This is a genomic window from Mycobacterium sp. MOTT36Y, assembly GCF_000262165.1.
GTDB lineage: Bacteria > Actinomycetota > Actinomycetes > Mycobacteriales > Mycobacteriaceae > Mycobacterium > Mycobacterium intracellulare.
Map to the genome: position 1 here is coordinate 1837783 of NC_017904.1, position 24485 is coordinate 1862267.

A 24485-nucleotide genomic window follows, 5' to 3' on the forward strand; every position below is an offset into this window, starting at 1 on the left:
CACTCATCTAGAATCTAATCTCATGTCAAAAATAGGTGAGGGAGCGAGTCCCTCGGTCGTCGCTCTGGACGGCCGGGCCGGCCTTGGCCGTGAGGTGCTTGGAAACAAGGGGTACGGCATCGATTCGATGCGACGGCAGGGGTTGCCGGTGCCGCCGGCATTTTGCATCACGACCAGCGTTTGCGCGGAGTTTTTCGCCGATCGCACTCAGTGCATCGACCGGCTGTGGGCCGAAGTATGCGAGCACGTACGTGTGCTCGAGAATCAGACATCCCGCACTTTTGGTCGCGGCCCACGGCCGATGTTGGTCAGCGTGCGCAGCGGAGCCGCTCTATCGATGCCCGGGATGATGGACACTGTGCTCGACCTCGGGATCAATGATGACGTCGAGAAGGCACTCGCACTCGCTGCTTCCGCTGAATTCGCCCGCGACACTCGCCAGCGCTTCAACGAGATGTACCGGCGCATCGTGTTGGGAGGAAACCCAGAGCTCGAGGTACCGGCGGATCCGTGGAAGCAACTCCGGGGAGCGGTCGAAGCCGTCTTCGCCTCATGGAACAGCCCGCGGGCCGTCGCGTACCGAAGACACCATGGCTTGGATGCCGACGCAGGAACGGCAGTTGTCGTGCAAGCCATGGTGTTTGGCAATCTCGCGCGCGATTCAGGTACCGGGGTGCTGTTCTCGCGCAATCCTGTCACCGGAGCCGACGAACCATTCGGTGAGTGGCTTGCCAACGGCCAAGGTGAGGACGTGGTCTCAGGCAACGTCGATGTCGAACCTATCGCGGCGTTGCGGAATGAGCAGCCCGCTGTCTACGACCAGCTCATGAGCGCGGCGCAGACCCTGGAGCGGCTCGCCGCAGACGTCCAGGACATCGAATTCACCGTGGAGGAGGGCAAACTGTGGCTGCTGCAGACTCGGGCGGCCAAGCGGTCCGCTCAGGCTGCGGTACGGCTGGCGCTGCGGTTGCGCCACGAAGAGCTGATCGACGATGCGGAGGCACTGCGCCGTGTGACACCGGGCCAGATCGACACGCTGCTCTCACCGGCGCTTCTCCCTGAAACCCGGTTAGCCGCACCACTATTAGCACGCGGACTGCCGGCGTGCCCAGGCGTGGTATCGGGCAAAGCCTATTCCGACGTCGATGAGGCACTCGATGCCGCCGAGGAGGGGGAAGATGTGATCCTGGTGCGCGCAGCCACCAGCCCCGACGACGTCCAGGGCATGCTGGCTGCGCGGGGAATCGTCACGGAGACGGGTGGCGCAACATCGCACGCCGCGGTGGTGAGCCGCGAGATAGGCAGACCGGCCGTCGTCGGATGCGGAGACGGGGTCGTCGCGGAGCTCGAGGGCAAGCTGATAACGGTTGATGGGGCCGAGGGTGAGGTGCGCGAGGGGATCCTGGAACTCACCGCGTGGTCCGAGACTGATTCCCCGGACCTTGCTGAGCTAGCCGAGATCGCGCGCCGTGTCAGCCCGATTCGCGGCCATGCAGTGGGCGATTACCCGATGCTTACCGATTCGTCTCCATCAGCGGTGGCCAACGCGCTTGCTGCCGGCCTCACCGACGTCGTTTCCCCGCACCCGCTCATCACCATGTTGGTCGCGCACCAACTCGACAACAACACAAAGGTACTGACCGATGTCTGATTTAACTGTCCTGCAAGCGATCCGCCTCAAGGGTCGGGTGCGTGAGCCGGATTTGATCGCCACCGTCGGTGAAGATCCTGCAACGGTGGCATCGACTCTGGAGCAACTGATTTCAGTGGGTCTCGTCGTCGAGGGAAAGACTGTCCGGCTCAGTCCTGCGGGACGCGATCGGCTTAACGCTCTTCTGGCTGAGGAGCGGTCGGGCGTCGACCAAGGTGTACTGGCCGGCATCTACGACAGTTTCCGTGACGCCAACAACGAGTTCAAGGCTCTCATAACGGACTGGCAGATCAAGGACGGCCAACCGAACTCCCACGACGACCTCGACTACGACGCAGCTGTGATCGCTCGTCTCGATGACGTCCATCTAATGGTGCGGCCGGTCATCGATTCTGCTGCAACATATTTGAACCGGCTGAAGGCGTACGCCGACAAACTCGAGTCGGCCTTGGCGAAGGTCAAAGCCGGCGATACCAGTTGGCTGGCCAGGCCGATCGCCGACTCCTACCACACCGTATGGTTCGAACTTCATCAGGAATTCATCGAGGCCTCGGGTCTCACCCGTGAGGATGAGGCACGCGCCGGGCACGCCAGCTAAACGCGTCGGGTAGTCGGCTCGGCCATCGATCACCGTTTGGCCCACGTCATCTCCGGCCGATCGAAAGAAGGGTGGGCATGCGCCAAGTGCTCGCACCTTCGTTTAATCTAGAATAAAATCTAGCCCGAGAGGTGATGGCGTGAGCACTGTATTGACCGATGAAGAGACCCTGCTCGTCGAGACCGTGCGCGGGTTCATCGATCGGGAGGTCAAGCCGACAGTTCGCGAGGTCGAGCACGACAACGAGTACCCCGAGAAGTGGATCGAACAGATGAAACAGATCGGGATATACGGACTGGCGATCCCCGAAGAATACGGCGGCTCTCCGGTGTCGATGGCATGTTATGTGCTGGTGACGCAGGAATTGGCGCGCGGTTGGATGAGCCTGGCCGGGGCCATGGGTGGGCACACCGTGGTGGCCAAATTGCTGACACTGTTCGGGACCGAGGAGCAGAAGCGAGCCTATCTCCCGGCGATGGCATCCGGCGATATGCGTGCGACCATGGCGCTCACCGAGCCCGGCGGCGGATCAGATCTGCAGAGCATGACGACCACCGGGGTCCGTGACGGTGACGACTTTGTGGTCACCGGTGCTAAGACCTGGATCTCCAACGCGCGCCGATCGGGTCTGATTGCTCTGCTGTGCAAGACCGATCCAAAGGCGACGCCGCGACACACCGGCATCTCTATCCTGTTGGTTGAACCCGGCCCGGGACTCACGATCTCGCGCGATCTGCCCAAGCTGGGCTACAAGGGCGTCGAGAGTTGCGAGCTGTCCTTCGACGGCTACCGCGTCGCCGAATCGGCGATCCTCGGTGGGGTGCCGGGCAAAGGTTTCACGCAGATGATGAAGGGCCTCGAGACCGGCCGGATCCAAGTCGCGTCCCGTGCGCTCGGTGTGGCCACGGCCGCCCTTGAGGACGCGCTCGCCTACTCCCAGCAGCGCGAGAGCTTCGGTCAGCCGATCTGGAAGCATCAAGCCATCGGCCATTATCTGGCCGACATGGCGACAAAGCTCACCGCCGCTCGGCAGCTCACTCTCTATGCGGCCGACCGTTATGACAGCGGCGAGCGCACCGACATGGAGGCCGGCATGGCCAAGCTCTTCGCATCGGAGACGGCAATGGAGATCGCGCTGAATGCCGTCCGAATTCATGGTGGTTACGGGTACTCGACCGAGTTCGACGTCGAGCGGTACTTCCGCGATGCGCCGCTGATGATTGTCGGCGAGGGAACCAACGAAATTCAGCGTAATGTCATTGCAGGTCAGCTTGTTTCGCGCGGCGGTATTTAACGCTCGACCAGGCTTGGCGGTCGGCGTTCAGCTGGGCGGGCCCCACTACCTTCCTGCGTAGGGCCTCGAGCGGGGTGAGGACGCGAGCAGCGCGGACGACGTCACGGGATTGAAAGAGCTTCCCGCGTCGATCAACCGTTTCGCACTATGCCTCCGCGGGACGAGTGCTTATGATATTTCTAATACGGATAAAAAAACTCTGATACTCCAGTAGCGGGAGGCTCTCGTGGCGGAAGCGGCCGGCGTTGTGGCGGAGTCTGCTCTGCATGCTGTTTCGCCTCCGGATGCGTCGTGGAGTTCGGTCAACCTGGCTGAGGCCGTCCCGGGTGTGATGACGCCGCTGTGCGCCAGCGTGTGGGTTCCGGCCAGCGAACTCGGACTGCGTGCCCCGTTCGTGGCCATGGGTGTGCTACCGGCCAAACAGGCGGCTATCCCAGAGCGTGACGAGCACCGGATCACTTGTGCCTTCTATGGCCGCATGGCCGTGCGGGTGGATTTCCTCTGCGCGATGGGTGATCTGATCCCTGGGCAGTCAGGCGAAGCGCTCTCCCGGGACTTCTTCGGCTTTGTTCCCGATGACTTCGTCAGAAGGCCGTCTATCCGGCGACTCCCGTGGATCGCCGTACGCTACCCCCGGACGCTGCTGTACATCGCGCGGCGAATCGAGCGGCTACGCACCGAAACTGACGCTTGGTGGCGCAGCGCGATCGGCATGATCGATTCGCTGTCCGGCGAGCAGGTCCGATCGTTGATGGCAGAGGCGTTTTTCCGCTTCCAGCAAACACTCGCCGTGCAGGCCGTGGTCAGCGCCTGCGCTATTCAGCCGTTGCACGAGCAACTGACCAACCTGGCCGCCATGGCCGGCGTGGATGCCACTGAACTGTTGCGCGGCCACGGCTCTCACGAGGAGGCCCGGGTTTTGGCCGACCTGTGGCGCGTCTCGCGCGGCAGCCTCGAACTCCCGGAATTTCTGCTCTGGCACGGTTACCACTGTCCGGGGGAGGGCGAGTTGTCCAGCGTGACCTGGCGGGAGAACCCCGAACCCGTGCGCAAGCTAATCGCGCAATACCGGGCGATGGACGATACGGCGGCGCCCGACAGCGATCCCGCTGCGCAGCGCCGCGCGGGCAAGCCAGCCGAGAGCCGCTTCTACGCGTCGTTCAGGGGTGCGCAACGGCTCAAGTCTCGGGTGGTCCTGCGACTTGCCCGCCGATTTCTGCCGCTGCGCGGTGTCGGGAAGGTTTCATACCTGCAAAGCCTGGACGTGGTGCGGGCCTGTGCCCGTCGTCTCGGGGACCAGTTGGTCGCTGAAGGTGTCCTCGGCGATCGTGACGATGCATTTTATCTCACCGCAGAAGAACTGTCCGCCAGCCTGCCGCCCGACGTCAAAAGCATTGTGGCTCAGCGCCGCAAGCTTCGAGACGAGTACCGTCAGGTCGCGGTCCCGTCGTCGTGGAAGGGGCAGCCGCAACCGGTCGTGCGGACCGGCGGAGAGGCCGAGGATGTGACCACCCTGTCCGGTGTGGGCGCATCCGGAGGCGTCGTCGAAGGTCGCGCGGTGGTGGTCGACGAACCCGCGGATGCCGAGATCAACGACGGTGACATTTTGATCGCGCGCACCACCGATCCGTCCTGGGTGTCGCTGATGTTTCTCGCCAGTGGGCTCGTCGTCGATATCGGCGGCATGATGAGCCACGCCGCGGTGGTCGCGCGTGAACTCGGCATCCCATGCGTCATGAACACCGCCCGCGGCACGTCCACTCTGCAGACCGGCGACTTGATCCGCATTGACGGTGCCGCCGGAACCGTTGAGATCCTGCAACGAATAGGAGTTACCACCTGATGACCGCTGCCGAAATCACCAAGGCATGGGGGCCACTGGCCGAACCCATCCACGCCGACGCCGCCGGACCCGCCGATCCGGTCTGGAAAGACAACGCCTACCTGTCCTTCTGGGACACCCATAACCAGGTGTTCGGCACATTCCATGTCTCCACATCACCCAACGGAACGGGCGCGCGGCGGGCCCGGTGCAGCGTGTCCGTGCAGGGCAAGGTTCTGGAAATCATCGAAGATCTGCCACCGGGCAGCTTTGAGAGCGCGTCGATCAAATTCGGGCTCAACGGCCGGATCGCGGTGCGCCATGAGCGGTTACAGGCCGATTTGGTCAATGTTCCGCTGTTCGTCGCGGCCGACTATGCGGTGAGTGGGGTTGTTCCCGAGTTGGTGCCCGGCAAGCCGCTGCAGCACTTCCAGCAGGCCTGCGAGATCAACGGCATCCTGGTGCTCGACGGCGTCGAGTCGCCGGTGCGAGCGCAGGGAATGCGCGACCGCACTTGGGGTTTCCGCGACGAGTCCGCGCAGTGGATCGAGTATGCGGGTCTGGTGGCCGTTATCGGCGACACCTTCGTCACCGTTATGAAATTTCTGGGAGCAGACGGCTCGCTGCGGTCGGATGGGTTCCTTATCGACGCGAATCGATCGGTCACGATCGTCGACGTCACATTCGGGCGCGATGCTGCCGGGCAATTCCGGTTGGCCCGTCTGCGAGACGCGGAGGGTGGCAGCCGGCTGGTGACGGTCTCGTCGAGGCTGGCCGGATTCTTTGTGCCAATGGGCGCAGACTCCGAGGGCCCGTCGTTTGGAACCTATGACGACTTCATGTCGCTCGACAGCGAAAACACCTCCGGTGCAGGGTTTTTCGAGCAAGGCATCCTGCACCGAGTGTTCTGATCGAGTGTCCTACGGATAGCCATCGAGCACCCGCGCCGACCAGGACGACCGGGAACGGGGCCGAGGACGGGTCAGCGGTGCCCGGTGATCCACCCGACCGCGCCGGTCGGTGCGGGCAGATCGAGCAGGGAGGCCAAGACCTGCGAGGCCGGATTGTTGAACGGCATTGGCGCATCCGGGGGCAGCAGGCCCAGCTCGATCATCTGCTTGCCGACGCGCAGCAGCAGGATCGCGCCCCGCAGCGCAGCCCACGCTTCGAACCAGTCGAGGTCGTGGATTGTGCGGCCGGTGAGCTGTTCGAAACGTGTTACCGCCGCACTACGGTCCGGAAAGCCCTCCAGGCGCGGCAGCCCGATCCCGGCCGAATAGACGCGGTCGAAGAACAAGAAGTAGCCCAGGTCGACTTCGGGGCGCCCGAGGGTGGCCATTTCCCAGTCGAAGACACCGGTGACCTTCTGGTCGGGGCCGAACATGAGGTTTCCGAATCGGGCGTCGCCCCAGGAGACGACCAGCGGGTGGTCCTGTGTCGGTCGGGAGGCCGCCAGCAGCTCGAAGGCCTTATCGATGGTCGGGCTGAGTGTGTCGCCGGCGGCCCAGTTGTAGAAGCGTTGCCAGTACTGCAGTTCTTGCTCGATGACCGTGTCGCCCAGGTCGGCGTGCAGTAGCTCGGTCAGGCCGAGCGTCACCGGATCCGCCCGCTGAATGTCCGCGATGACCTTCAGAGCCTCGTCGAACATGGTCGCGCGCTGTTCGGGGGTCAGGTCGACAACCCAGCCCGCGGTCACAAAGGGCGGATCATCGCCAGGCACTTCGCCATACGCTCGCTCCAGCAATGCGAATGGTGAACCGAGAACGTCGCCGGTGGTCTCGTGGGCCAGGACCCGGGGAATCGGGGCGTCGGTGTGCGCCGACAGCAGTGACATCACCCTGAGTTCACGGCCCAGGTCGTAGGTCTCGAACAATCCGCCGTCCTGAGGGGGGATCCGAACGACTAAACCCTCTTCCACCAGCTCACCGTGCTGCCGCCAGCTGGCCTCGAATAGTACCGTCTCACTGGACATTCCACTCGCCGAGGGAATCATCACGTTCGACACCTTGACGGGCCCGGAGGCATCGACCACGGTCGGCAGCCAGGCGGCAAGGTGTTCGCCGACGGCATCCGCGTCCAGTTTGTTCTTCAGCGCCATGATCATCCTCGATCTGATGTTGATCCGACAAAAATTTAACTGGCATTAGAATATACCTCGAAGGTCAACCAGGGCCTTCAGTCGCGGGCGGCATTCAGACCGCGTACAGCGTGCCTCGCCACATGGCCACCAGAACGTCGACCGTGCTCTCCTCGTCGGGAAGGCTCGACTCGACACCGAGCCCAGCGATGTGCAGCACTCTTTCGGTGCCCCAGAACAAGCTTGCCGCAAGCATTCTGCTCGGTATCGGTGAGGTGATCATCCCGGCGGCGCGTTCGCGTTCGATCTCCGCCGCCCCGGCGGCGATGAATCGCTCGGCTATCGCCAGCCACAGATCGCGCAGTTCGGGCTCGGCATGCCAGTGATGGTTGGTCGCCTGGAATACCGGTCGGTGTCGATGCCAGGCGCGTGTCACGGCCCGAATGCTGCGTTCTAGGGCAACCGTTGGCGAGTCCTCGGGGGATCGAGCAAGAAACGGCTGCACGGTCTGGAAGATGTCTTCCATCGCGCGCTCGAGCAGACCGCTGACGACGGAGAACTTGGAGGCGAAGTAAAAGTAGAAGGTCGCCCTCGATACTTTCGCTTCAGTGAGGATCTGCGCGACGCTGATATCTGTCAACGATTGGCGTGCGAGTAGGCGCGTGGTGGCGGCCAGGATGTTCTCGGCCGCTGAGGCGCTGTCGGTGTCTGCGACTCTTCGTCGGCCGAGCGTTCGCCTCGTCGTTTCGGTCATCGCCGCCACCTTACTCCCGATTCGCCCACCTCAGCGGTGTCGTACGACGATTTTAAGCTGATTTCAAACCTGGTATACATGCTGTATGGACAGTGTGTTAGTGTGAGCCAGTCCACACCTGCGGGGAGCTGTCAGCGCCGTCATTGGCGCCCAGGGGTGTCTCTCGCTGTTGCACAGAATGCCGATGGATAGGCGGAAAGGTCAGATTCGGATGAGTTCGATGATCAGCGTCAGCGCGTGGCCGCTGGTAGGTCACGAGGGATGGCCACCCAATATCAAACCGAGCCCGGGTGATTTCGTTGCCGGCACCACGGCTCAGATAGCCTTCTTCTTCATCGCTGGCGCCGCTGTGGTCTTGTTCGCGCTGCCGTGGGCGATCAGGGCGGCTCTCGGACGGGGCGCCGCGATGCGAAGGAAGAACTACGTCCCTCTGCTAGCGCTCGGCAGCGGCCTGCTCTGTTGCTTGGTGGAGCCCATGCTCGACATGTTGGGCCACCTGCATTGGGCGAAAAATCTGGTGCCTGCCTTTACGAACTTTGGCATCACCGTGCCAGCCTTGATCCCCTTGTGCTACGTCGCTTTCCTCGGACTTGAGGCTCACTTTTGTTACTTCGTCATCCGTAACGGCGCGCACGCCCGGCACTTCGTTATGCTTCTCGGGCTAGGCATTTTCACCGATGCGGTGATGGAGACCATCGGTATCAACTTGGGGATCTACACGTATTACGGCGTACAACCGTTCTCGTTCCTCAACTTCCCGTACTGGTGGGGATTCATCAACGGCGGGTCTTTCGTCACCATCGGTGCGATTTTTGCCTATGCGGTACCCCGCCTGGAGGGAACCCGCAAGCTGTGGCTGCTGCTTCTCGCGTCGCCGACCGGCATGATGATCAACTACTTTGGTGTCGGTTGGGTGCACATTCTCGCCCACAACTCGACACTGCCGGTCGCGATTCGCTGGGTCGCCGCGACCATCATGATGGCGATGATGGTCGGCTGGATGTTCGTGCTTCATCATCTCGTTGGACGACCGAACAATCTACCGGCGCCGAACTGGACTTGGTGGCGCGTCTTCGCCTACGGCAAGGTCACGCCTACTCGTGCGCGGCGTATGAGCATGTGGCAGAAGATGTGTGAGGAAAGCGGCATTCGTCCCGGCGCCGGAATCGCATCGGATCCAGAAGATTCCGATCAGGCGCTGATCGTTGGCCCCACCCTGGTGTTCGCGCACGGCTCAGACCCAGATCCCCGGCGCGACCGCGCCGGCGTCTGATCATCGTCGTGGGTCGTCCAGGTTGCTCCTGGACGACCCACGACTGATCTGTCGGCACGCCTGGCGCGACCCGGCTTCTCCAGCCGGCGATCGAGGGAATGCCGCGATGACGCAGGGTGTGCAGCGAACGATGGCCTCCTGCGGTGCGGTGTCCGTGCTCGTACTGTTTCCAGCGATCATTATGGTCGGTCTGCCGCCACCGGTTCTGCGACGCAGACCGCTGTCGAGGTGGCGCACTTCTGGTCCACAAGCACCGGCCTGAAGCGGTTCGGTCGCATGTGATCACACGAATCTCAGCAGTTTTCGGTGCCGTCAACACCTTGCTTTCAGGGGCGAGTTCACGACTCGTGGTGGTCGGCGTCCAGAAGGTACTCGGTGGACGTGTCGGCGCGTGGCAGTCGATTAAGGTGGCGCCTTGTTGCGGTGCGGGTTCCGTCGCTTTCGGCGCCGATCTCATGGCGTGCGCTCTGCGCCAACGGACTTTGGCGGACCCTTAAAGGGTCCTCCTGGTTGTCCTATCGGTTTCGGTAGCTTTTCGACGTTGTCGTCAAGGCCAAGACCGCCGAAGCCGGCAAGGTGTTGCGTATATTTAATCCAGATTATAATCTGCGTCTGTGTCTCATCCCGTAACCGCTGAAAGCCGGTTACTCACTGGCAGTAACCCCTTCAATGTCGAACCCGAAATGGACCTGTTGCATACAGCGCCGGCTGATGCACCGGGCTGGAGCGAGACCATGTTCTTCCACGCATGGTCTCCCCGGGAGAAGGTCGGTGTATTCGTGCACACCGGCAGGTGGCCGAACGACCTCGATCTGTGGTGGGCTCAGGTAATCGCGTTGCTGCCCAATGGTGAGTTGCTGGTCGATCGGTCGTGGGGGCGAGCAACAGACGATCGGGGTCCGGCGACGGGAAACCTCAAAGTCACGTGCACTACTCCGTTGCGCAGCTGGCGCTTGGCCTTTGACGGGGCTGGGGCGATCTGTGACCTCAGCGCAATGGCGGCAGGCCCGGTGGGCGCCGGACCGGCGCGTCGGTTGTCTTTCGACCTGGAACTAGAAGCCGCCGCCCCGGTGTGGGACCTGCACGGCGCGCTGGGTATCGACCGCCTGAGCTGGGCCTCCTTCCACCACAACCAGGGGTTCCGAACGAAGGGCTCGCTGACCGCGGGCTCGCAGCGTTGGGACATCGACGGCGTCGCCATTCGGGACCATTCCAGCGGGCCACGGGACGTCGGGCAGTTGGGTGGGCTGCACTTCCTGTTGTTGGTGTTTCCCGAGAGTGGTCGCGTGGTCAACGGCCTGGTGAACTGGCGTCAGGACGGCAGGGTCGACCATCGCACCTTCTGCACTCAGCAGGCCGGTGTCCGTGAGGTGGGGACCGATGTCCGAGTCACCGGTTTGCATTCGGTCGCGACTCACGAACCACGTTCGATGGACATCACCCTGCAGCGGGCGGACCATTCCTCCGAGGTTTTGAAAGCCACATGGCTGCACGGCTATTCGTTGACGTATCTACAGCCCAACGAGAACATCAATGGAGTCGACGTCGTTACCCAGCCCGACCCTCTCATCGTCACGCAGAGCACGGTTCGTGTAGTGGCGCCTGACGGCGAAGTCGGTTACGGCGTCATCGAGCGTGACTACCGACCGTCTGCTCTTCCGTCAACTGAGGAGCGGTGAGGGTGTCGCTGAATCGGTCGGAATCCGCCCTAGACCTGTCCGAGGAAGAACTGGCCGCAAGTCCGGTTCATCATCCGGGCGCCAAGCGGCGATGGACCACCGCCAACGTCGATGAAGGGCTGCCCGGAACCATCACCCCGCTGACTTGGTCCATGTACTTCCCGCCCACCGAGTCCACCATGCGCGGTTGCTGGGTGGATCTCGGTGTGCTGCCGGAATCGCAGCGCCCGATCCCAGACGACGTCGACGGTCGCTTCCTCTCCGTGGCCTACGGCCATGCCATCGCCAACGTGGATCTCTTAGGCCAGATGGCGGCGCGTGTGCCGGGAGGCTCTGCGGCAACCATGGAAGCTCAGTTGTTCGGATCGGTCGAGCGCGATGGCGAACCGGAGCCCAGTGGATTACGCAAGATGCGCCGCTATCCGTTCGTCGCGGCGAAGTTTCCCCGCGCATTGCGTCGCGCGATGCGCGAGCTTGAACCGTGCGCGCAGAATACAGCCCGCTGGTGGCGGGCCACTGTCTTCGAACCCGAGGCGCTGGTGGGCAATTCGGCTGTGCTGGCACTGGCCGAGGCGCGCCGGCGGTTCGAGGAAATCCTGGTCACGCACATGGTGCTCTCCATGGCGTGTCAGGGCTTGATGGGCCGCGTCGAGGCATTGGCCGTCAAGGCCGGGCTGGACGGCGTGCAGCATGAACTCATCAAGAGCGATGAGGGGACTGCCGAGTTCGACTTGGTCCGCGATCTGTGGAGCCTGTCGGCCGACACGATCACGCTCCAGGATTTCCTGCATCGGCACGGCTTCCACGGCCCCCGCGAGGGGCTGGTGGAATCGACGGTATGGCGGGAGAACACCCAACCCGTCGCGGATCTGGCCGCCGCCTACCGCTCCCGTCGCGGCGGTGAAGACATTGACGCCCTGGTGTTGCGACGGCGGAGCGAGCATGTGGCCGCAGTCCGCCGTCTGGAGCAGGCGCTCGGCCCGATCCGATCGATCCCGGCACGCGCGCTCATCCGATTCGCGGCGCACGCGCCGACGTGGCGCGAAACCGGACGAGCCAGCATGTTGCAAGCCGTCGACGTCGCCCGCGCGGCATCACGCGTCGTCGGTCGGGATCTTGCCGAGGCGAGTGTGCTCGACGATCCCACGCACGTGATGTTCCTGACGATCGACGAGATCGTGCGTGGTGATCGTGGCAACTGGCCTGATCTCGTCCGTCAACGTCGATCCGACCATGCCACGTTCGACCGGATCGTTCTTCCGCACGTATGGCGTGGCGTGCCCGAGATTGCCGCCGCCGCTGCCGCGGCCACCGGGCCGGCATCCGAGCACCAGCCCGACGTCGTGGAAGGTCTAGGGGTGAGCGCCGGTACCGCCGAAGGAATCGTGCGCGTCGTTCGTGATCTCGATGACGCCGACATCGACGAGGGCTCCATCCTGGTGTGCCGCGCGACCGATCCCAGCTGGGCATCGCTGTTCGCGCTCGCCGAAGCGGTGGTCACCGATGTCGGCAGCGCGATGAGCCACGCCGCCATCGTCTGCCGGGAATTGGGGCTGCCCTGCGTCGCCGGCACCCGCACCGGCACCACAACGCTGCGCGACGGGATGCGGGTCCGGGTTGACGGCACGACTGGTCGCGTGGAAATCCTGCACGACGCATCGCGTGTCGACGCAGCCGACTAGCTAGAGCGCCGTCTTTCGCTGAATTCGGCCTTGCCCGGACACAAATCTGCGCGTATCCCAGAATCTGGGGTTCGGCTGCACTTGGACGGCGCCGTCCCGTCAGCGATCGGGACGGCGCCTCACATCAACGCGCTACCGGGAAGGGGTCGTTCTGACCGCTCGAATAGGGGTCGGCGTCTGCTGACTTCCTTGAGCTCATCAACTCTTTCAACACGCCCGCGATGCGCTCACCTTTCTTCTGAAGGTGGAAATCCTTGAGCATGGTTCGCGCAGCGTTCTGGCCGGGCATGCCGCTGATACCGGCGACCGGGTGGGTGCCGGATCCGGTCAGGTAGAGACCGTCGATCGGTGTCTTATACCCGGCGAATCCGGCGACCGGCTTGTTGGGGCCGAAGCGACTGATGGTCGGGTCCACGTGGTAGACCGAGCCGTCGATCGCCCAGAACCGCTCTTCGATGTCGGGCAACACCAAGGGACGCACGGCCACCTGCAGGTCTTCGACGCCTTTGTAGTACTCGTCGGCATCTTTGATGATGCTGTCGGTGATCTTCTTGCGGGCCACGTCCCAGCCGTCCTCTGGATAAGACGGGGTGAGGCCGGTCCAGAACCACCAGAGGTCCTTACCGGGAGGCGACATCGACGGATCGAAAGAGTTCGTCACCTGGGCCAGGCCCGGGATGGCCTCCGGCACCTTGCCCCGCACGCAGGCGCGGGCGGCCTCGACGGCTTGTTCGTACGTGTGGTAGCAGTTGCACGCCTGCCGCATATCGATACCGTCGCCGCGCCACTTTTCATGCTTGGACATGTCGATGCGTCCGGACAGCGCGACGTTGACTTTTGCGTCGGCGATACCGCGTTTGCGGGTCGGGATGTGGTCGGCGGCGTTCTGCTTCTTCGGTTCCAGAACGCCACGCGGGAGCAACCGCGTAAGCGTCGTCTTCGGACTGCATGCGGTGAGAACGGCACGCCGAGCGCGGATTTCAACCCCGCCCTTGACACGTACCCCGGTGCAGCGGTTGTTGGTGATGATCAGCTCTTCCACGGGGGAGCTGGTGATCACGTCACCATGATTGTCCTTGATAACGCTGATCAGCGCTTTCGGCAGCGATCCGGTGCCGCCGTGGAACATGGCCACGCCGTACTTGCTCAGCACCCCCAGGTAGATCAGCGACCAGCCAGACATATCAGCGTCGAAAGGCATGAACGGGAGACTGGCCAGCATCGGTGCACGGATCATGTCGTGCTCAAAGCTCTCCTCGACCGCCTCCATTTGAGAGCTCGACATCCACCGACCGAGCGCTGCGAGCTGTTTCCGGTTCTTCAGCACCGCGCGTGCCGATTTCAAGATGTTCTTGATCTCCGGCTCACGGACGTTGGTCTGCATCATGGGCAGCCCGATCTCGACGGCCGCGTCGATTACCTCGTAGAGCTCGAGTAGCGCGCGGGCGTCCTTCTTCGAGAAGTACTCGAGTTCTGCGGCGGTCTTGCGGGGGTCGCGCCACAATCCCAGCGATGCGCCGTCAGCCGAGAGTTGAAAGTGTGCGGGGTCGATAACCGTCTGCCGCAGACCGTAATAACGGGACAGCCCAAGATCGCGGTCGATCGTTGTGGTACGGAACAACGACGCCTGAATCGACGCCTCGTTGATCATGTACTCAGGCGCTTCTGGGGCGAAGGAATTCGTCGACGTCATACCACCGGCGGTCGGGGACGCTTCGACGACGAGAACATCCAGCCCGGCCTTCGCGAGATACGCCGCGGCGACCAACCCGTTGTGTCCCGATCCCACAACCACAATGTCGGCTTCGCGCGGCGGGAGAGCGTCCTTCATCACCAGTCCTTCGATCGTCCGAGAGCGAGACTCGCTCAGCACTCCAAAATCTAACCATTATTAAATACTGCTACCGCGGGCACGGTTGCGGCCGAAGTGGGTTGGCGCCCTACCGAATCCCGCTCAAGTGCGTGCCTGCCCGAACATCCGAACAAGGGTCATCGGCACCGGGGCCATCGCCACGGTTCTGTTGCACCATACACACTGTATGCTCAATGCGATCCAGAGCACAACCCACTGTCGAAGCCCACTTGGGGCGCGGTGGCCGCAGCGTCGAGACGCGACCGCGAATGGCGTGCGCCATCGGCCCCCGGCGCGGCCGGCCCCGGGGCCACTGTGGCATCGTTCGACCCGAACCGCAAAGCATGAGAACGGGAAATTCGCCCGAATCTTGCGCAAGACTTTTTACTCGAATATAGATTCAATAAGCGAGATCAACTCACGTCGTCGAAGCCGGGAGCGCTGCCACCATGGTCAACCCAACGTCTACCGTCGATGCGCAACGCCGACGGACGGCCATCATTGATTCCCTCGATCAGGCAACGCCGGCCTGGCTCACCGGCACCCTGCAGGCTGCCGGCGTGCTGCACCAGGGCGAGGTCACGGAAGTGACCAGCGAACTCATGAATGTCGGTCAACTGGGACTGGTCGCGCGTTTGAATCTCGCCTACGACAGCATGGAATCGGATGCACCTTCCTCCGTCATGTTGAAGCTGCCATCAACCGATGCCGGGAGTCGAGGCCTCGGCGTGACCCTTGGCTTCTACGAAGCCGAAGTGGGGTTCTACCAACAGATAGCGCCCACCGTCCGCGTCCGGGTTCCGCTGGTTTACCAGGCTGACATCGAGCCCGAGACCGGGCGCTTCACGCTGCTGCTGGAAGATCTCAGCTCGATCGCTGCACCCGGAGACATGATCGCCGGTGGCACCGTGGAGCAAGCCGCGCAGGCGCTGGACGGACTGACGACGCTGCACGCGCCCAGGTGGTCTGACCCCAGGCTGGCCGCACTGACGTGGTTGGCCGAGCCGCAACGCCTGCAGAACTTCTTCGCCGGCGTCGAGCCGATGCTGCCGAGCTTTCTCGAGCGCTTCGGCGACCGGCTCGACTCTCGCGATGTGGCTCTCGCCGAGCAGGTGGCACCCCACGCCAACTCATGGGCGGAGCGAACGAATCAGGGGCGCAAGACGGTTCTTCACGGTGACTACCGCATGGACAATGTGTTCTTCCCGACGGTGCCCGACCAGCCGGCCGCTGTGATCGATTGGCAGGCCGCCCAGCTCGGTCCGCCGCTGATAGATGTGGCCGTCTACCTGGGCGGTTGTCTTTCGCTGGAGGATCGGCGAGGGCACGAGCGTGATCTGCTACAGCGATACCAGGACGGGCTGGTGTCTGGCGGTGTCAAGGACTTCTCCTTCGACGACGCGTGGGCGAGCTATCGCTGGTGTGCCTTCTACGGCTTCATGCTCTCGATACCAATGGCCGTCCAACTCGAGCGATCCGACCGGGGCGACGCGCTGTTCGCCGGCATGTTCGCCGCATACGCCCACCAAGTTCGCGACCTCGACTCGATGGAGCTGCTGAAATGAGCCGCCGACCTGTGACCACGGCGCTGGCATTCTCGTGTGATCGCTACACGCCCCCTGCGGTTTTCGGGCAGGCGGCCGGGACCGCTTTGGACAGCGGCGCCATCGACGAACTGCTCGTCTGGGATCAGATGACCAATTTCTGGCCGCGACAGCTGTGGTGCCCCGGCAATACCCCCATGGCGTCGGTCATGCCCGACCTGGACTCGTACTGCGACGCGTTCGCGATGAGCGCCTACCTCGCGGCGAAGGCTCCCGGCCTCGGCGTGACAATCAGCACCGACGCCATCCGGCGCGGGCCTGCGGAGCTGACCCAAACCATGATGACTCTGGCCAACCTCACTGACGGTCGCGCGAAGATCATGATCGGAGCGGGCGAGGCTAAACAAATAACGCCTTTTGGGTGGCGGAGGTCAGAGGGTCTAGAACGTCTCGAAGATCAGTTCAAGGCCTTCGACGCGTTCTGGAATACCGACGGACCCGTCAACTTGGCAGGCAATCACTGGACTTTCAAAAACGCCTGGCTGGGTGAAGCGCGTGGTCACCGACCTACCGTCTGGGCGTTGGGGGGAGGCCCAAAGCTTCTCGACCTCGCCACCACGTACGCCGACGGATTTTCTGCCATCGTGCCCTGCGTCGCCCCGAACGTGGATTCGTGGGCTCAAACGGTTACCACGCTCAAGACCGACTTGGAGCGGAAAGGACGTGACCCGGAAGCCTTCGAATTCGGCATCTGGTTCATGTCGTTGATCCATGAAGATGAGCAACTCCTCGAAGAGGCTTTAGACAATCCGCTGATGCGCTGGATGGCAGGAGTCTTCGGTCGTGTCGACCAAAGCGCATGGGACGCAGAGGGAATGGAACCGCCGCTGCCGAGAGACTGGCATTACGCCATCAAACTGCTCCCGGTTCAATGGACCGACTCCGAGATCGACGGTGTGCTCAGTCGCACAACACATGAGATGGCTCAGAAATCATTCGTATACGGCACCCCGGCCTCCGTCGCCGATCAGGTGGCGCAATATGTTGAGGCTGGGGCCACCTGGGTCAGCGTCTGCGACATCCTGCCCCTCATCCTCGACCCCGCGGACGCACAACTCGGACAGCACAGGAACCTCGAAGTCTGTGCCCGTTTGAAGAAACACGGATGACGCGGAGGATGAGCAAGCAGTATTCCTACGACGACGAGGGCAGCCACGAGCCGGCCAGCGACGATCCCGACTGGCAGGAAAGTGTGTTCGTGCACTGGTATGACCGCGCCGCCGGGATCGGCGGAGTCAGCCGGATCGGCCACGAACCGAACCGACCGGGCGGTGGCCGGTCGGCGCTGCACTGTTTCGTGGCGACCACCGACGGCATCCGCTTTCGTCGCAACGATTTTCAACTTCCCTTCGAGCCGGCCGCATCACCACGTGGATTTCGCTCCGGCGGCTCGGAGTGGCATGTCGACGCGGGAGCACCCAGGCTGGTAATCAATGAACCCGGCGTGCACGTCGACTTGCGCATGGACAACTTCTATCCGCTGACCGACTTCTTCCCACCCAAGGGGAGCATGACTGAGGATTTCGCCAAGGACCACTACGAGACGTCGGGACGTATCCGCGGTAGCGCCCGCATCGATGGCCGGAGTTTCGACGTCGACGGGATGTACCATCGCGACCACTCGTGGGGTTTACGCAAGACGATGACCCTGAAGAGCCACCGGTGGATCTCTGGAACCTTTGGCCCGGACCTGTCTTTCGGTTCAATCATCTGGCATGCCGCCGACGAGTCGATGGTCAGGGTCGGCTATCTCGTCCGCGACGGAGAGGTCAACTACGCGGCTGACGTTGACGCCGTGACGTTTCTCGAGCCCGATGGATTGACGCACCGAGGCGGCGAAGTCCGCTGGTGGATGCCCGACGGAGATGTCTTCGAGCTTCGGGCCGAACCCGTCGACGCCGTCGTGGCCCATCTGCACAACGCCTACTACGTCGACTCCATCTGCGACGTCCGATTACCCGGCGCCGACCGTTGGGGGATCTGCGATTTCGAAATCAGCAACAACGCTCGATTAGGAACCGCGCCCGTCGGCACTTCAATCAACGCTGCGCTCGCCAGCGGCCTGACGAAAAGGCAATGACCATGAGCGTCTTCGATCGAAAATCGCCGCGGTTGCCCGCCCGAACCGAGGCGACGACTAGCACGGACGCGAACGCTACGACTGAGGTGATGCCCTCTGCTGCAGCAGGTTCGTCACCGAGAAATATATGTTGACGTTGCGAAATATTCAGCAGCACGCTGCGCGGGGGATTGTCAGGTGACGCGGGTAAGCGACATGCTTGAGACGCTGGACACGGTTGATCCGCGACCGGGGGTGCGGTGGACTACCGGGAACATCGCCGAGGCTTTTCCTGGCGTGTTCACCCTGTTCGGCATGACGTTCGCGTTTGAGCCGATGGAGATGTCATTCCGGCGTCTTTTCGTCGACCTGGGGGTCTTCGCCCGTAACGAGCTGCGGGTGCCCGAGGATGTTGAGGACTGCTTCCTCACGGTGTTCTCCGGTTGGGGCGCAGGCAATATCGACAAATTCCGCGAAATCGCCAATGTCATGCCGGGGACTACCGCAAAAGCCGTCGAGCAGCAGCTTTTCGGGTATGCGCGGCCTGAGACCGTCGACGAGAACACCCGGAAGCGCTACCCGGCGATCATCGTGAAAGCCCCGCGCTGGATGCTGCGCACCCCCAAGCGGCATAACGCGATGTTCGCCGAGCTCCGTAGATGGCGGCTCGATCAGCTGTCGAGAATCCCCAATCTCGACGAGAACGGTTGCCTGGCAGTGCTTGCCGACTCGCGGCGCCGCTTCGAGGACATGATGAAGATTCACATGGGCGTTGCGATGATCAGTTCCTCGATCGCCGAGAAAGTCGCTGCTGCTGCTGCCGCCGCCGGTAAGCCGGGACTGGAAGCCCAACTGCTCTCCGGCGTCGGTTCCGATGAAAACGAGGTCGCATACGATCTGTGGGCATTGGCGCACAACCAGACAACGGTCGGCGAATTCACGGACCGGCACGGCTACCACGGCCCCAACGAGGGTCAGTTGATCGGCGTCACGTGGCGCGAGAACCCCGCTCCCGTCCTGGCGCGCCTTGACGACTATCGGGCGATTGACGCCGCAAGCCCGCGTGCACCACGCAACCGCAGCGCCGCGCAAGCGGCCGCCCGCCAGCGGGCGCTCGCCGAACTGTTGGCCGCGACTCCTAGATTCAAGCGTCGGCTTACTGCGATGATCGTGAAACTGGCGGCCCGTTTCCTGGCTCTGCGGGAACAGGGTAAAGCCGGTTACCTGCTCACCTACGACGTGGCTCGTGCGACGGCTCGTAGGCTCGGTGCGTTACTCGTCGAACGCGGCATCATCGCCGACTCCGACGATGTTTTTCACCTTTCGTATCAAGACCTGGTAGCTGGAATATCCGGCGATCAGCGGGCCGCGGTCGCCGATCGGATGGCGCAGTACGCCGAACGTCAAACTATTCGGCTGCCCAAGGCATGGTCGGGCAGCCCGGAGATCACCAAGCTCGCAACGGCTACCGGCAAACTGCTCGACGTCGGAGGGATAGTGGCCGGCGTGGCCGCCAGCGGCGGCATCGCCGAGGGGCGGGCGCGGGTGGTGCGTGACCCCGGCGACGTGGACATCGACGACGGTGACATTCTCGTGTGCGAAACCACCGACCCGTCCTGGGTGTCACTGTTCCTGGTGGCAGGGGCGGTGGTGACCGACCACGGCGGCATGCTGAGCCACGGCCCGATCGTCGCCCGCGAGATCGGCATACCATGCGTGTGCGGTACCGAAACCGGCACCAACCGCATCCCCGACGGTGCGCAGTTACGGGTCAACGGCGATGTCGGCACTGTCGAAGTGATTGGGTGATACGCCCAATAAGAGCGTTCCTGCTCGTGATGCGTGACTTCGCCCAGTCTTGCCGTGTATGCGGTTGAAGGGCGGCCGCGACGTAAGACGCTTCGACTCGAGCTGTGGCGGGGTTAAACCGCCGGACCGCCACCGCGCGCCACTGGTCGACTTCTCCGGCGAGAAGTCCAAAGTGTCTTAACGCTGTTCGTCGCTCGTTTCGGTTTTCACATGAGATCTGCGCTCAAGATCCACCCGAAACACGCTGAGGAACCACCCCATCCGCCGACTTGAATGGACTGAGGCAGGACCGGTTCACCATTTTTTGAGTCTATGTTAAATTACAGAAGTGACTGAAGCCTTTATCGTTGACGCAGCTCGTACACCTGTGGGTAAGCGCGGTGGTGGATTCGCTGACGAGCACCCGGCCGACATGGCCGCCCACGTGATTCGTACTGTCGTCGATCGACACGACATCGACGCCGAGTCGATTGATGACGTCATCCTGGGCTGCCTGGACAACATCGGTTCCCAGGCCGGCGACATCGCGCGGACAGCGGCCCTTGCGGCTGGCCTGCCCGAGTCGGTTCCCGGCGTCACGATCGACCGCCAGTGCGGATCCGCTCAGCAGGCCGTGCATTTCGCCGCGCAGGCCGTGATGAGCGGAACTTCTGATCTGATCGTCGCGGGCGGCGTGCAGAAAATGAGCCAGTATCCGATCTTGTGCGCTTTCGGGGCAGGTGAGCCCTTCGGCGCGAGCGATCCATGGACTGGATGCCGGGGATGGGAAGCTCGGTTCGGCACCCAGGAGATCTCACAGTTCCGCGGTGCGGAGATGATCGCCAGTCAGTGGAAGCTGAGCCGCGAGGACAACGAGAAATTTGCGTTAACCAGCCACCAGCGCGCCGTGGCAGCTATCGCCGACGGCCGATTCACAAGGGAGGTAACGCCATACGCGCGCGTCACGGTGGACGAGGGGCCGCGCGCCAACACCTCACTGGAGAAGATGGCGGCCCTGCCGACCCTGGTTGAGGGCGGAGTGCTAACCGCGGGGGTGGCCAGCCAGATTTCCGACGGGGCGGCGGCACTGCTGATCGCGTCGGAAAGCGCTGTCAAGCGGTTCGGACTGACACCGCGGGCCCGAATTCACCACATGTCCGTGCGTGGCGCCGACCCGGTGATGATGCTTACGGCCCCGATCCCGGCCACCCGACACGCACTCAAGCGAACGGGACTCTCGATCGACGACATAGATCTCGTCGAGATCAACGAGGCGTTTGCTCCGGTGGTGCTCGCCTGGCTGGCAGAACTTGAGGCCGACCCGGATCGCGTGAATGTGAACGGTGGAGCGATCGCGTTGGGTCACCCCATCGGCTGCACCGGCGCCCGCTTGATGACCTCGCTGTTGCACGAGCTCGAGCGAACCGGCGGCCGCTACGGACTGCAGACCATGTGCGAGGGCGGCGGTCAAGCCAACGTCACGATCATCGAGAGGCTCTAGGCGGTGCGCCGAACGCTCTACGGCCCTGACCATGAGGCCTACCGCGAAACGGTCAAGGAATTCTTAGCCCGAGAAGTGGTCCCGCACCAGCACGATTGGGACCGAGATCACCGGATCGACCGCGACGTGTTCGCCCATGCAGCCAAAGCGGGCATCTACGCATTGGAGGTGGACGGACGATACGGGGGTGCCGGTGAACACGACTACCGCTACCGAATGGTGGTCTGCGAGGAGATCGCCCGAATCAACGCTTTGTCGTTCGGCTTGACCATCAGCCTCCAAGACGACCTCGTGTTGCACTACCTCCTCGATCTCACGTCTGAGGAACAGAAACAACGTTGGTTGCCGGGCTTCGCCTCCGGTGAATTGATCGGCGCCCTCGCTATGACGGAACCGGGTACCGGCAGCGATCTCCGAGGGATCCGCACCAGTGCTCGCCGCGACGGCGACCACTGGGTTCTCAACGGGCAGAAAACGTTCATTTCCAGTGGGATCATGGCCGACCTCATCGTGGTAGCCGCTTGCACCGATCAAGAGGCGGGCTCGCGAGGCTTCAGCTTGTTCGTTGTCGAGCGCGACACCCCAGGATTCAGACACGGACGCCAGCTGGACAAGATCGGGCTACCGGCCCAAGACACTGCCGAGTTATTCTTCGACGACGCTCGCGTACCAGTCGAAAATCTGCTCGGCAAGGAAGGCAGCGGCCTCCAATACTTGATGAGCCATTTGCCGCGCGAGCGATTAGGTGTTACGGCACAGGCTATCGCGACTACACGCGCAATATTCAACCTCACGGTCGAGTATTGCCGACAGCGCAAGGCATTCGGTCAGCCGCTGACCGCAAAGCAACATATCCGCTTCGAACTGGCAGAGATGTCAACGGAACTCGATATCGCGGAAGCCTACGTCGACAAATCGGTAGAAGCGTTCAACGCGGGTGAACTTTCACCAGTCGATGCGGCAAAAGGCAAGTGGTACGTCAGCGAGCTTCAACACCGCCTCATCGACCGGTGTCTGCAACTCCACGGCGGATACGGCTACATGCTTGAATACCCTGTTGCCCGAGCGTATGTCGACACCCGAGCGCAGACTATCTATGGCGGCACGACGGAGATCATGAAGGAGCTCATCGGCCGCGAGGTCGCCGGCTCGGAACCGACTTCCAAACGGAGATGAAGTGACGCCGTTTTCATCTCGGTGTCCGCGCCTGCTACCGCTGCCACTGGCGAGGGGCTCGGCCGGCATGCTGGGACTTTGCCGTGGCGGGGTGACGTTGCCCCCCGCTACGGCAATGCATATGTTGATCAACGGCATTGAAGCCCGTGGTGCACCGCAGACGGACGCAAAGCCAAACGGCGAAGCGATACGCCGCAGGTCCGGCTCCCGAGGAGAAGAGCTCATGAGTGACCTCGCCTGAAGCTGCAATGGCAGCCGCCGACAATCAAAGTATCAGCGAACCGACCAAAGTCGTTTTCGCTCAAGAGGTTATACTGCGGACGTGACTCGGCAGAAGATCCTTATCACCGGTGCGAGTTCCGGCCTGGGTGCCGGTATGGCTCACGCGTTTGCGGCCAAAGGGCGCGACCTGGCACTGTGCGCTCGGCGTACCGACCGGCTCGCTGATCTCAAAGCTGAGCTCGTGCAACAACATTCTGATGTAAATGTTGCCATCGCAGCGTTGGACGTCAATGATCACGAGCAGGTGCCGAAGGTGTTCGAGGAGCTGGCGGATGCACTCGGCGGCATCGACCGGGTGATCGTCAACGCCGGCATCGGCAAGGGTGCGCGCCTGGGGTCGGGCAAACTGTGGGCCAATAAGGCGACTCTCGAGACCAACTTGGTGGCGGCGCTGGTGCAGATCGAGACCGCGCTGCAGATTTTTCATGAGCAGGGATCGGGGCACCTGGTGTTGATTTCCTCGGTGCTCGGCGTCAGGGGAGTGCCGGGCGTGAAAGCGTCTTACGCGGCCAGCAAGGCTGGGTTGAGTTCGCTGGGCGAAGCGTTGCGCGCCGAGTATGCGCGTGGGCCGATCAAGGTTTCGGTGATAGAGCCCGGTTATATCGAGTCGGAGATGACCGCCAAGTCACAGACCACAATGTTCATGGTGGACAACGAGATTGGGGTCAAGTCCTTGGTTTCGGCGATCGAGCGCGAGCCGGGACGGGCGGCTGTGCCCTGGTGGCCATGGGGGCCGATGGTGCAACTCATGCGGGTACTGCCGCTGCCGCTGATCAAGCGCTTTGCCTAACGCTTGGCGACCCCACACTGGGCGATCGCACGCAGATACCAGGCTGAACAGCAGATTTCGGCATACTCACCACATATGGCCTAACCTCGCCATGGGCGACTAGCGTGGTTCGTCGGTGTACCGCTCCTGTAAGAGTTCACCGGAGCTGACGCCCTTATTGCACTTACGGCATGTCGTGGTGCCGGTTGCCGCATGACGGCGGCGCGTTTCCCAGATAGACGAAGTTGCCTAGTTTCGGCACCACCGTCTGGTTCTCGGATCCGCCATGAAGATGAGAAAAACGGCTCCGCCATTTTGTTGAGAACTCTTCAAACTTGCCGGTAGAGGCACCGCCGCGCGCCACGGAGTTTGAGAACCTACATAGTAGTAGCGCTGTCGGTTCTCATTTTGGATGTCATATTCTCACTTGAGATGTCATATGGAAATGTCATATATGACACGAACCTGAGACACTGATGTCTACCTGGCCGATGGCCGATGGCCGATGGCCTGTGGCCCGACGGGTAACCCTATTTGTCGCCTGCCAGGGTGATGGGACCTCTGGTTTGCCATGAGCATGGGACCGGGTTGTTCCGGTTGTAGGCCGTGTGTTGATAGTGGCCG

General features: G+C 62.6%; 18 protein-coding genes. 15 read left to right on the plus strand and 3 right to left on the minus strand.

Features of this window, described 5'->3' with window-relative positions:
- The first annotated feature begins 22 nt into the window (after positions 1-22).
- The 5 genes from W7S_RS08620 to W7S_RS08640 all read left to right on the plus strand — a co-directional run bounded on the left by W7S_RS08620 (position 23) and on the right by W7S_RS08640 (position 6276).
- Positions 23-1651: a pyruvate, phosphate dikinase gene (locus W7S_RS08620; RefSeq protein ID WP_014711280.1), complete on the plus strand. Its 1629-nt coding sequence runs from the start codon at positions 23-25 to the stop codon at positions 1649-1651.
- Positions 1644-2249, plus strand: a complete 606-nt coding sequence (locus tag W7S_RS08625) for a hypothetical protein (RefSeq protein WP_041297810.1) — start codon at positions 1644-1646, stop codon at positions 2247-2249. Before W7S_RS08620 ends, W7S_RS08625 begins: the two co-directional genes overlap by 8 nt.
- A gap of 139 nt (positions 2250-2388) precedes the next feature.
- Positions 2389-3543, plus strand: a complete 1155-nt coding sequence (locus W7S_RS08630) for an acyl-CoA dehydrogenase family protein (RefSeq protein WP_014711283.1) — start codon at positions 2389-2391, stop codon at positions 3541-3543.
- A gap of 331 nt (positions 3544-3874) precedes the next feature.
- Complete coding sequence (locus W7S_RS08635) at positions 3875-5386, plus strand: PEP-utilizing enzyme (protein WP_014711284.1); 1512 nt, start codon at positions 3875-3877, stop codon at positions 5384-5386.
- A complete protein-coding gene (locus tag W7S_RS08640) occupies positions 5386-6276 on the plus strand; it encodes a hypothetical protein (RefSeq protein WP_014711285.1) in 891 nt (296 codons plus the stop codon). The genes W7S_RS08635 and W7S_RS08640 overlap by 1 nt, the downstream gene beginning before the upstream one ends.
- 71 nt (positions 6277-6347) lie before the next feature.
- Here the strand turns inward: W7S_RS08640 and W7S_RS08645 are convergent, their stop codons facing one another.
- Together W7S_RS08645 and W7S_RS08650 are read right to left on the minus strand one after the other, a co-directional pair.
- On the minus strand, positions 6348-7463 hold the full coding sequence (locus W7S_RS08645; protein WP_014711286.1) for a phosphotransferase family protein: 1116 nt from the start codon (positions 7461-7463) through the stop codon (positions 6348-6350).
- Positions 7464-7557: 94 nt separating this feature from the next.
- The gene (locus W7S_RS08650) at positions 7558-8196 is read right to left on the minus strand and encodes a TetR/AcrR family transcriptional regulator (protein ID WP_193375018.1); all 639 of its coding nucleotides are present in this window, start codon (positions 8194-8196) and stop codon (positions 7558-7560) included.
- A gap of 220 nt (positions 8197-8416) precedes the next feature.
- Here W7S_RS08650 and W7S_RS08655 point away from each other — a divergent pair, with 220 nt between their 5' ends.
- The 3 genes from W7S_RS08655 (at position 8417) to W7S_RS08665 (ending at position 12830) form a co-directional block, all read left to right on the plus strand.
- Positions 8417-9469, plus strand: coding sequence for a hypothetical protein (locus W7S_RS08655; RefSeq protein ID WP_369751747.1), 1053 nt, complete (start codon positions 8417-8419; stop codon positions 9467-9469).
- Between the two features lie 734 nt (positions 9470-10203).
- Positions 10204-11148 carry a hypothetical protein gene (locus W7S_RS08660; RefSeq protein WP_238535838.1) on the plus strand — a complete coding sequence of 315 codons (945 nt, stop codon included), beginning with the start codon at positions 10204-10206 and terminating at the stop codon, positions 11146-11148.
- Positions 11149-11150: 2 nt separating this feature from the next.
- Positions 11151-12830 carry a PEP-utilizing enzyme gene (locus tag W7S_RS08665; RefSeq protein ID WP_014711290.1) on the plus strand — a complete coding sequence of 560 codons (1680 nt, stop codon included), beginning with the start codon at positions 11151-11153 and terminating at the stop codon, positions 12828-12830.
- Between the two features lie 124 nt (positions 12831-12954).
- Here the strand turns inward: W7S_RS08665 and W7S_RS08670 are convergent, their stop codons facing one another.
- The gene (locus tag W7S_RS08670; protein ID WP_014711291.1) at positions 12955-14661 is read right to left on the minus strand and encodes an NAD(P)/FAD-dependent oxidoreductase; all 1707 of its coding nucleotides are present in this window, start codon (positions 14659-14661) and stop codon (positions 12955-12957) included.
- A 470-nt stretch (positions 14662-15131) separates the two neighbouring features.
- Between W7S_RS08670 and W7S_RS08675 the strand changes: the two genes are divergently transcribed.
- The 7 genes from W7S_RS08675 (at position 15132) to W7S_RS08705 (ending at position 23882) form a co-directional block, all read left to right on the plus strand.
- Positions 15132-16247, plus strand: coding sequence for a phosphotransferase (locus W7S_RS08675; RefSeq protein ID WP_014711292.1), 1116 nt, complete (start codon positions 15132-15134; stop codon positions 16245-16247).
- An 11-nt stretch (positions 16248-16258) separates the two neighbouring features.
- Complete coding sequence (locus tag W7S_RS08680) at positions 16259-17395, plus strand: LLM class flavin-dependent oxidoreductase (RefSeq protein ID WP_014711293.1); 1137 nt, start codon at positions 16259-16261, stop codon at positions 17393-17395.
- Between the two features lie 8 nt (positions 17396-17403).
- Positions 17404-18366, plus strand: coding sequence for a hypothetical protein (locus W7S_RS08685; RefSeq protein ID WP_014711294.1), 963 nt, complete (start codon positions 17404-17406; stop codon positions 18364-18366).
- A 177-nt stretch (positions 18367-18543) separates the two neighbouring features.
- On the plus strand, positions 18544-20154 hold the full coding sequence (locus W7S_RS08690; RefSeq protein WP_238535839.1) for a PEP-utilizing enzyme: 1611 nt from the start codon (positions 18544-18546) through the stop codon (positions 20152-20154).
- A gap of 328 nt (positions 20155-20482) precedes the next feature.
- Positions 20483-21634: an acetyl-CoA C-acetyltransferase gene (locus tag W7S_RS08695; protein WP_014711296.1), complete on the plus strand. Its 1152-nt coding sequence runs from the start codon at positions 20483-20485 to the stop codon at positions 21632-21634.
- Positions 21635-21637: 3 nt separating this feature from the next.
- Entirely contained in the window at positions 21638-22810 is a 1173-nt protein-coding gene (locus W7S_RS08700) for an acyl-CoA dehydrogenase family protein (protein WP_014711297.1), read from the plus strand.
- A gap of 322 nt (positions 22811-23132) precedes the next feature.
- Positions 23133-23882 (plus strand): SDR family oxidoreductase, encoded by a 750-nt coding sequence (locus W7S_RS08705; RefSeq protein ID WP_014711298.1) that lies wholly within the window; start codon positions 23133-23135, stop codon positions 23880-23882.
- Positions 23883-24485: the final 603 nt, after the last annotated feature.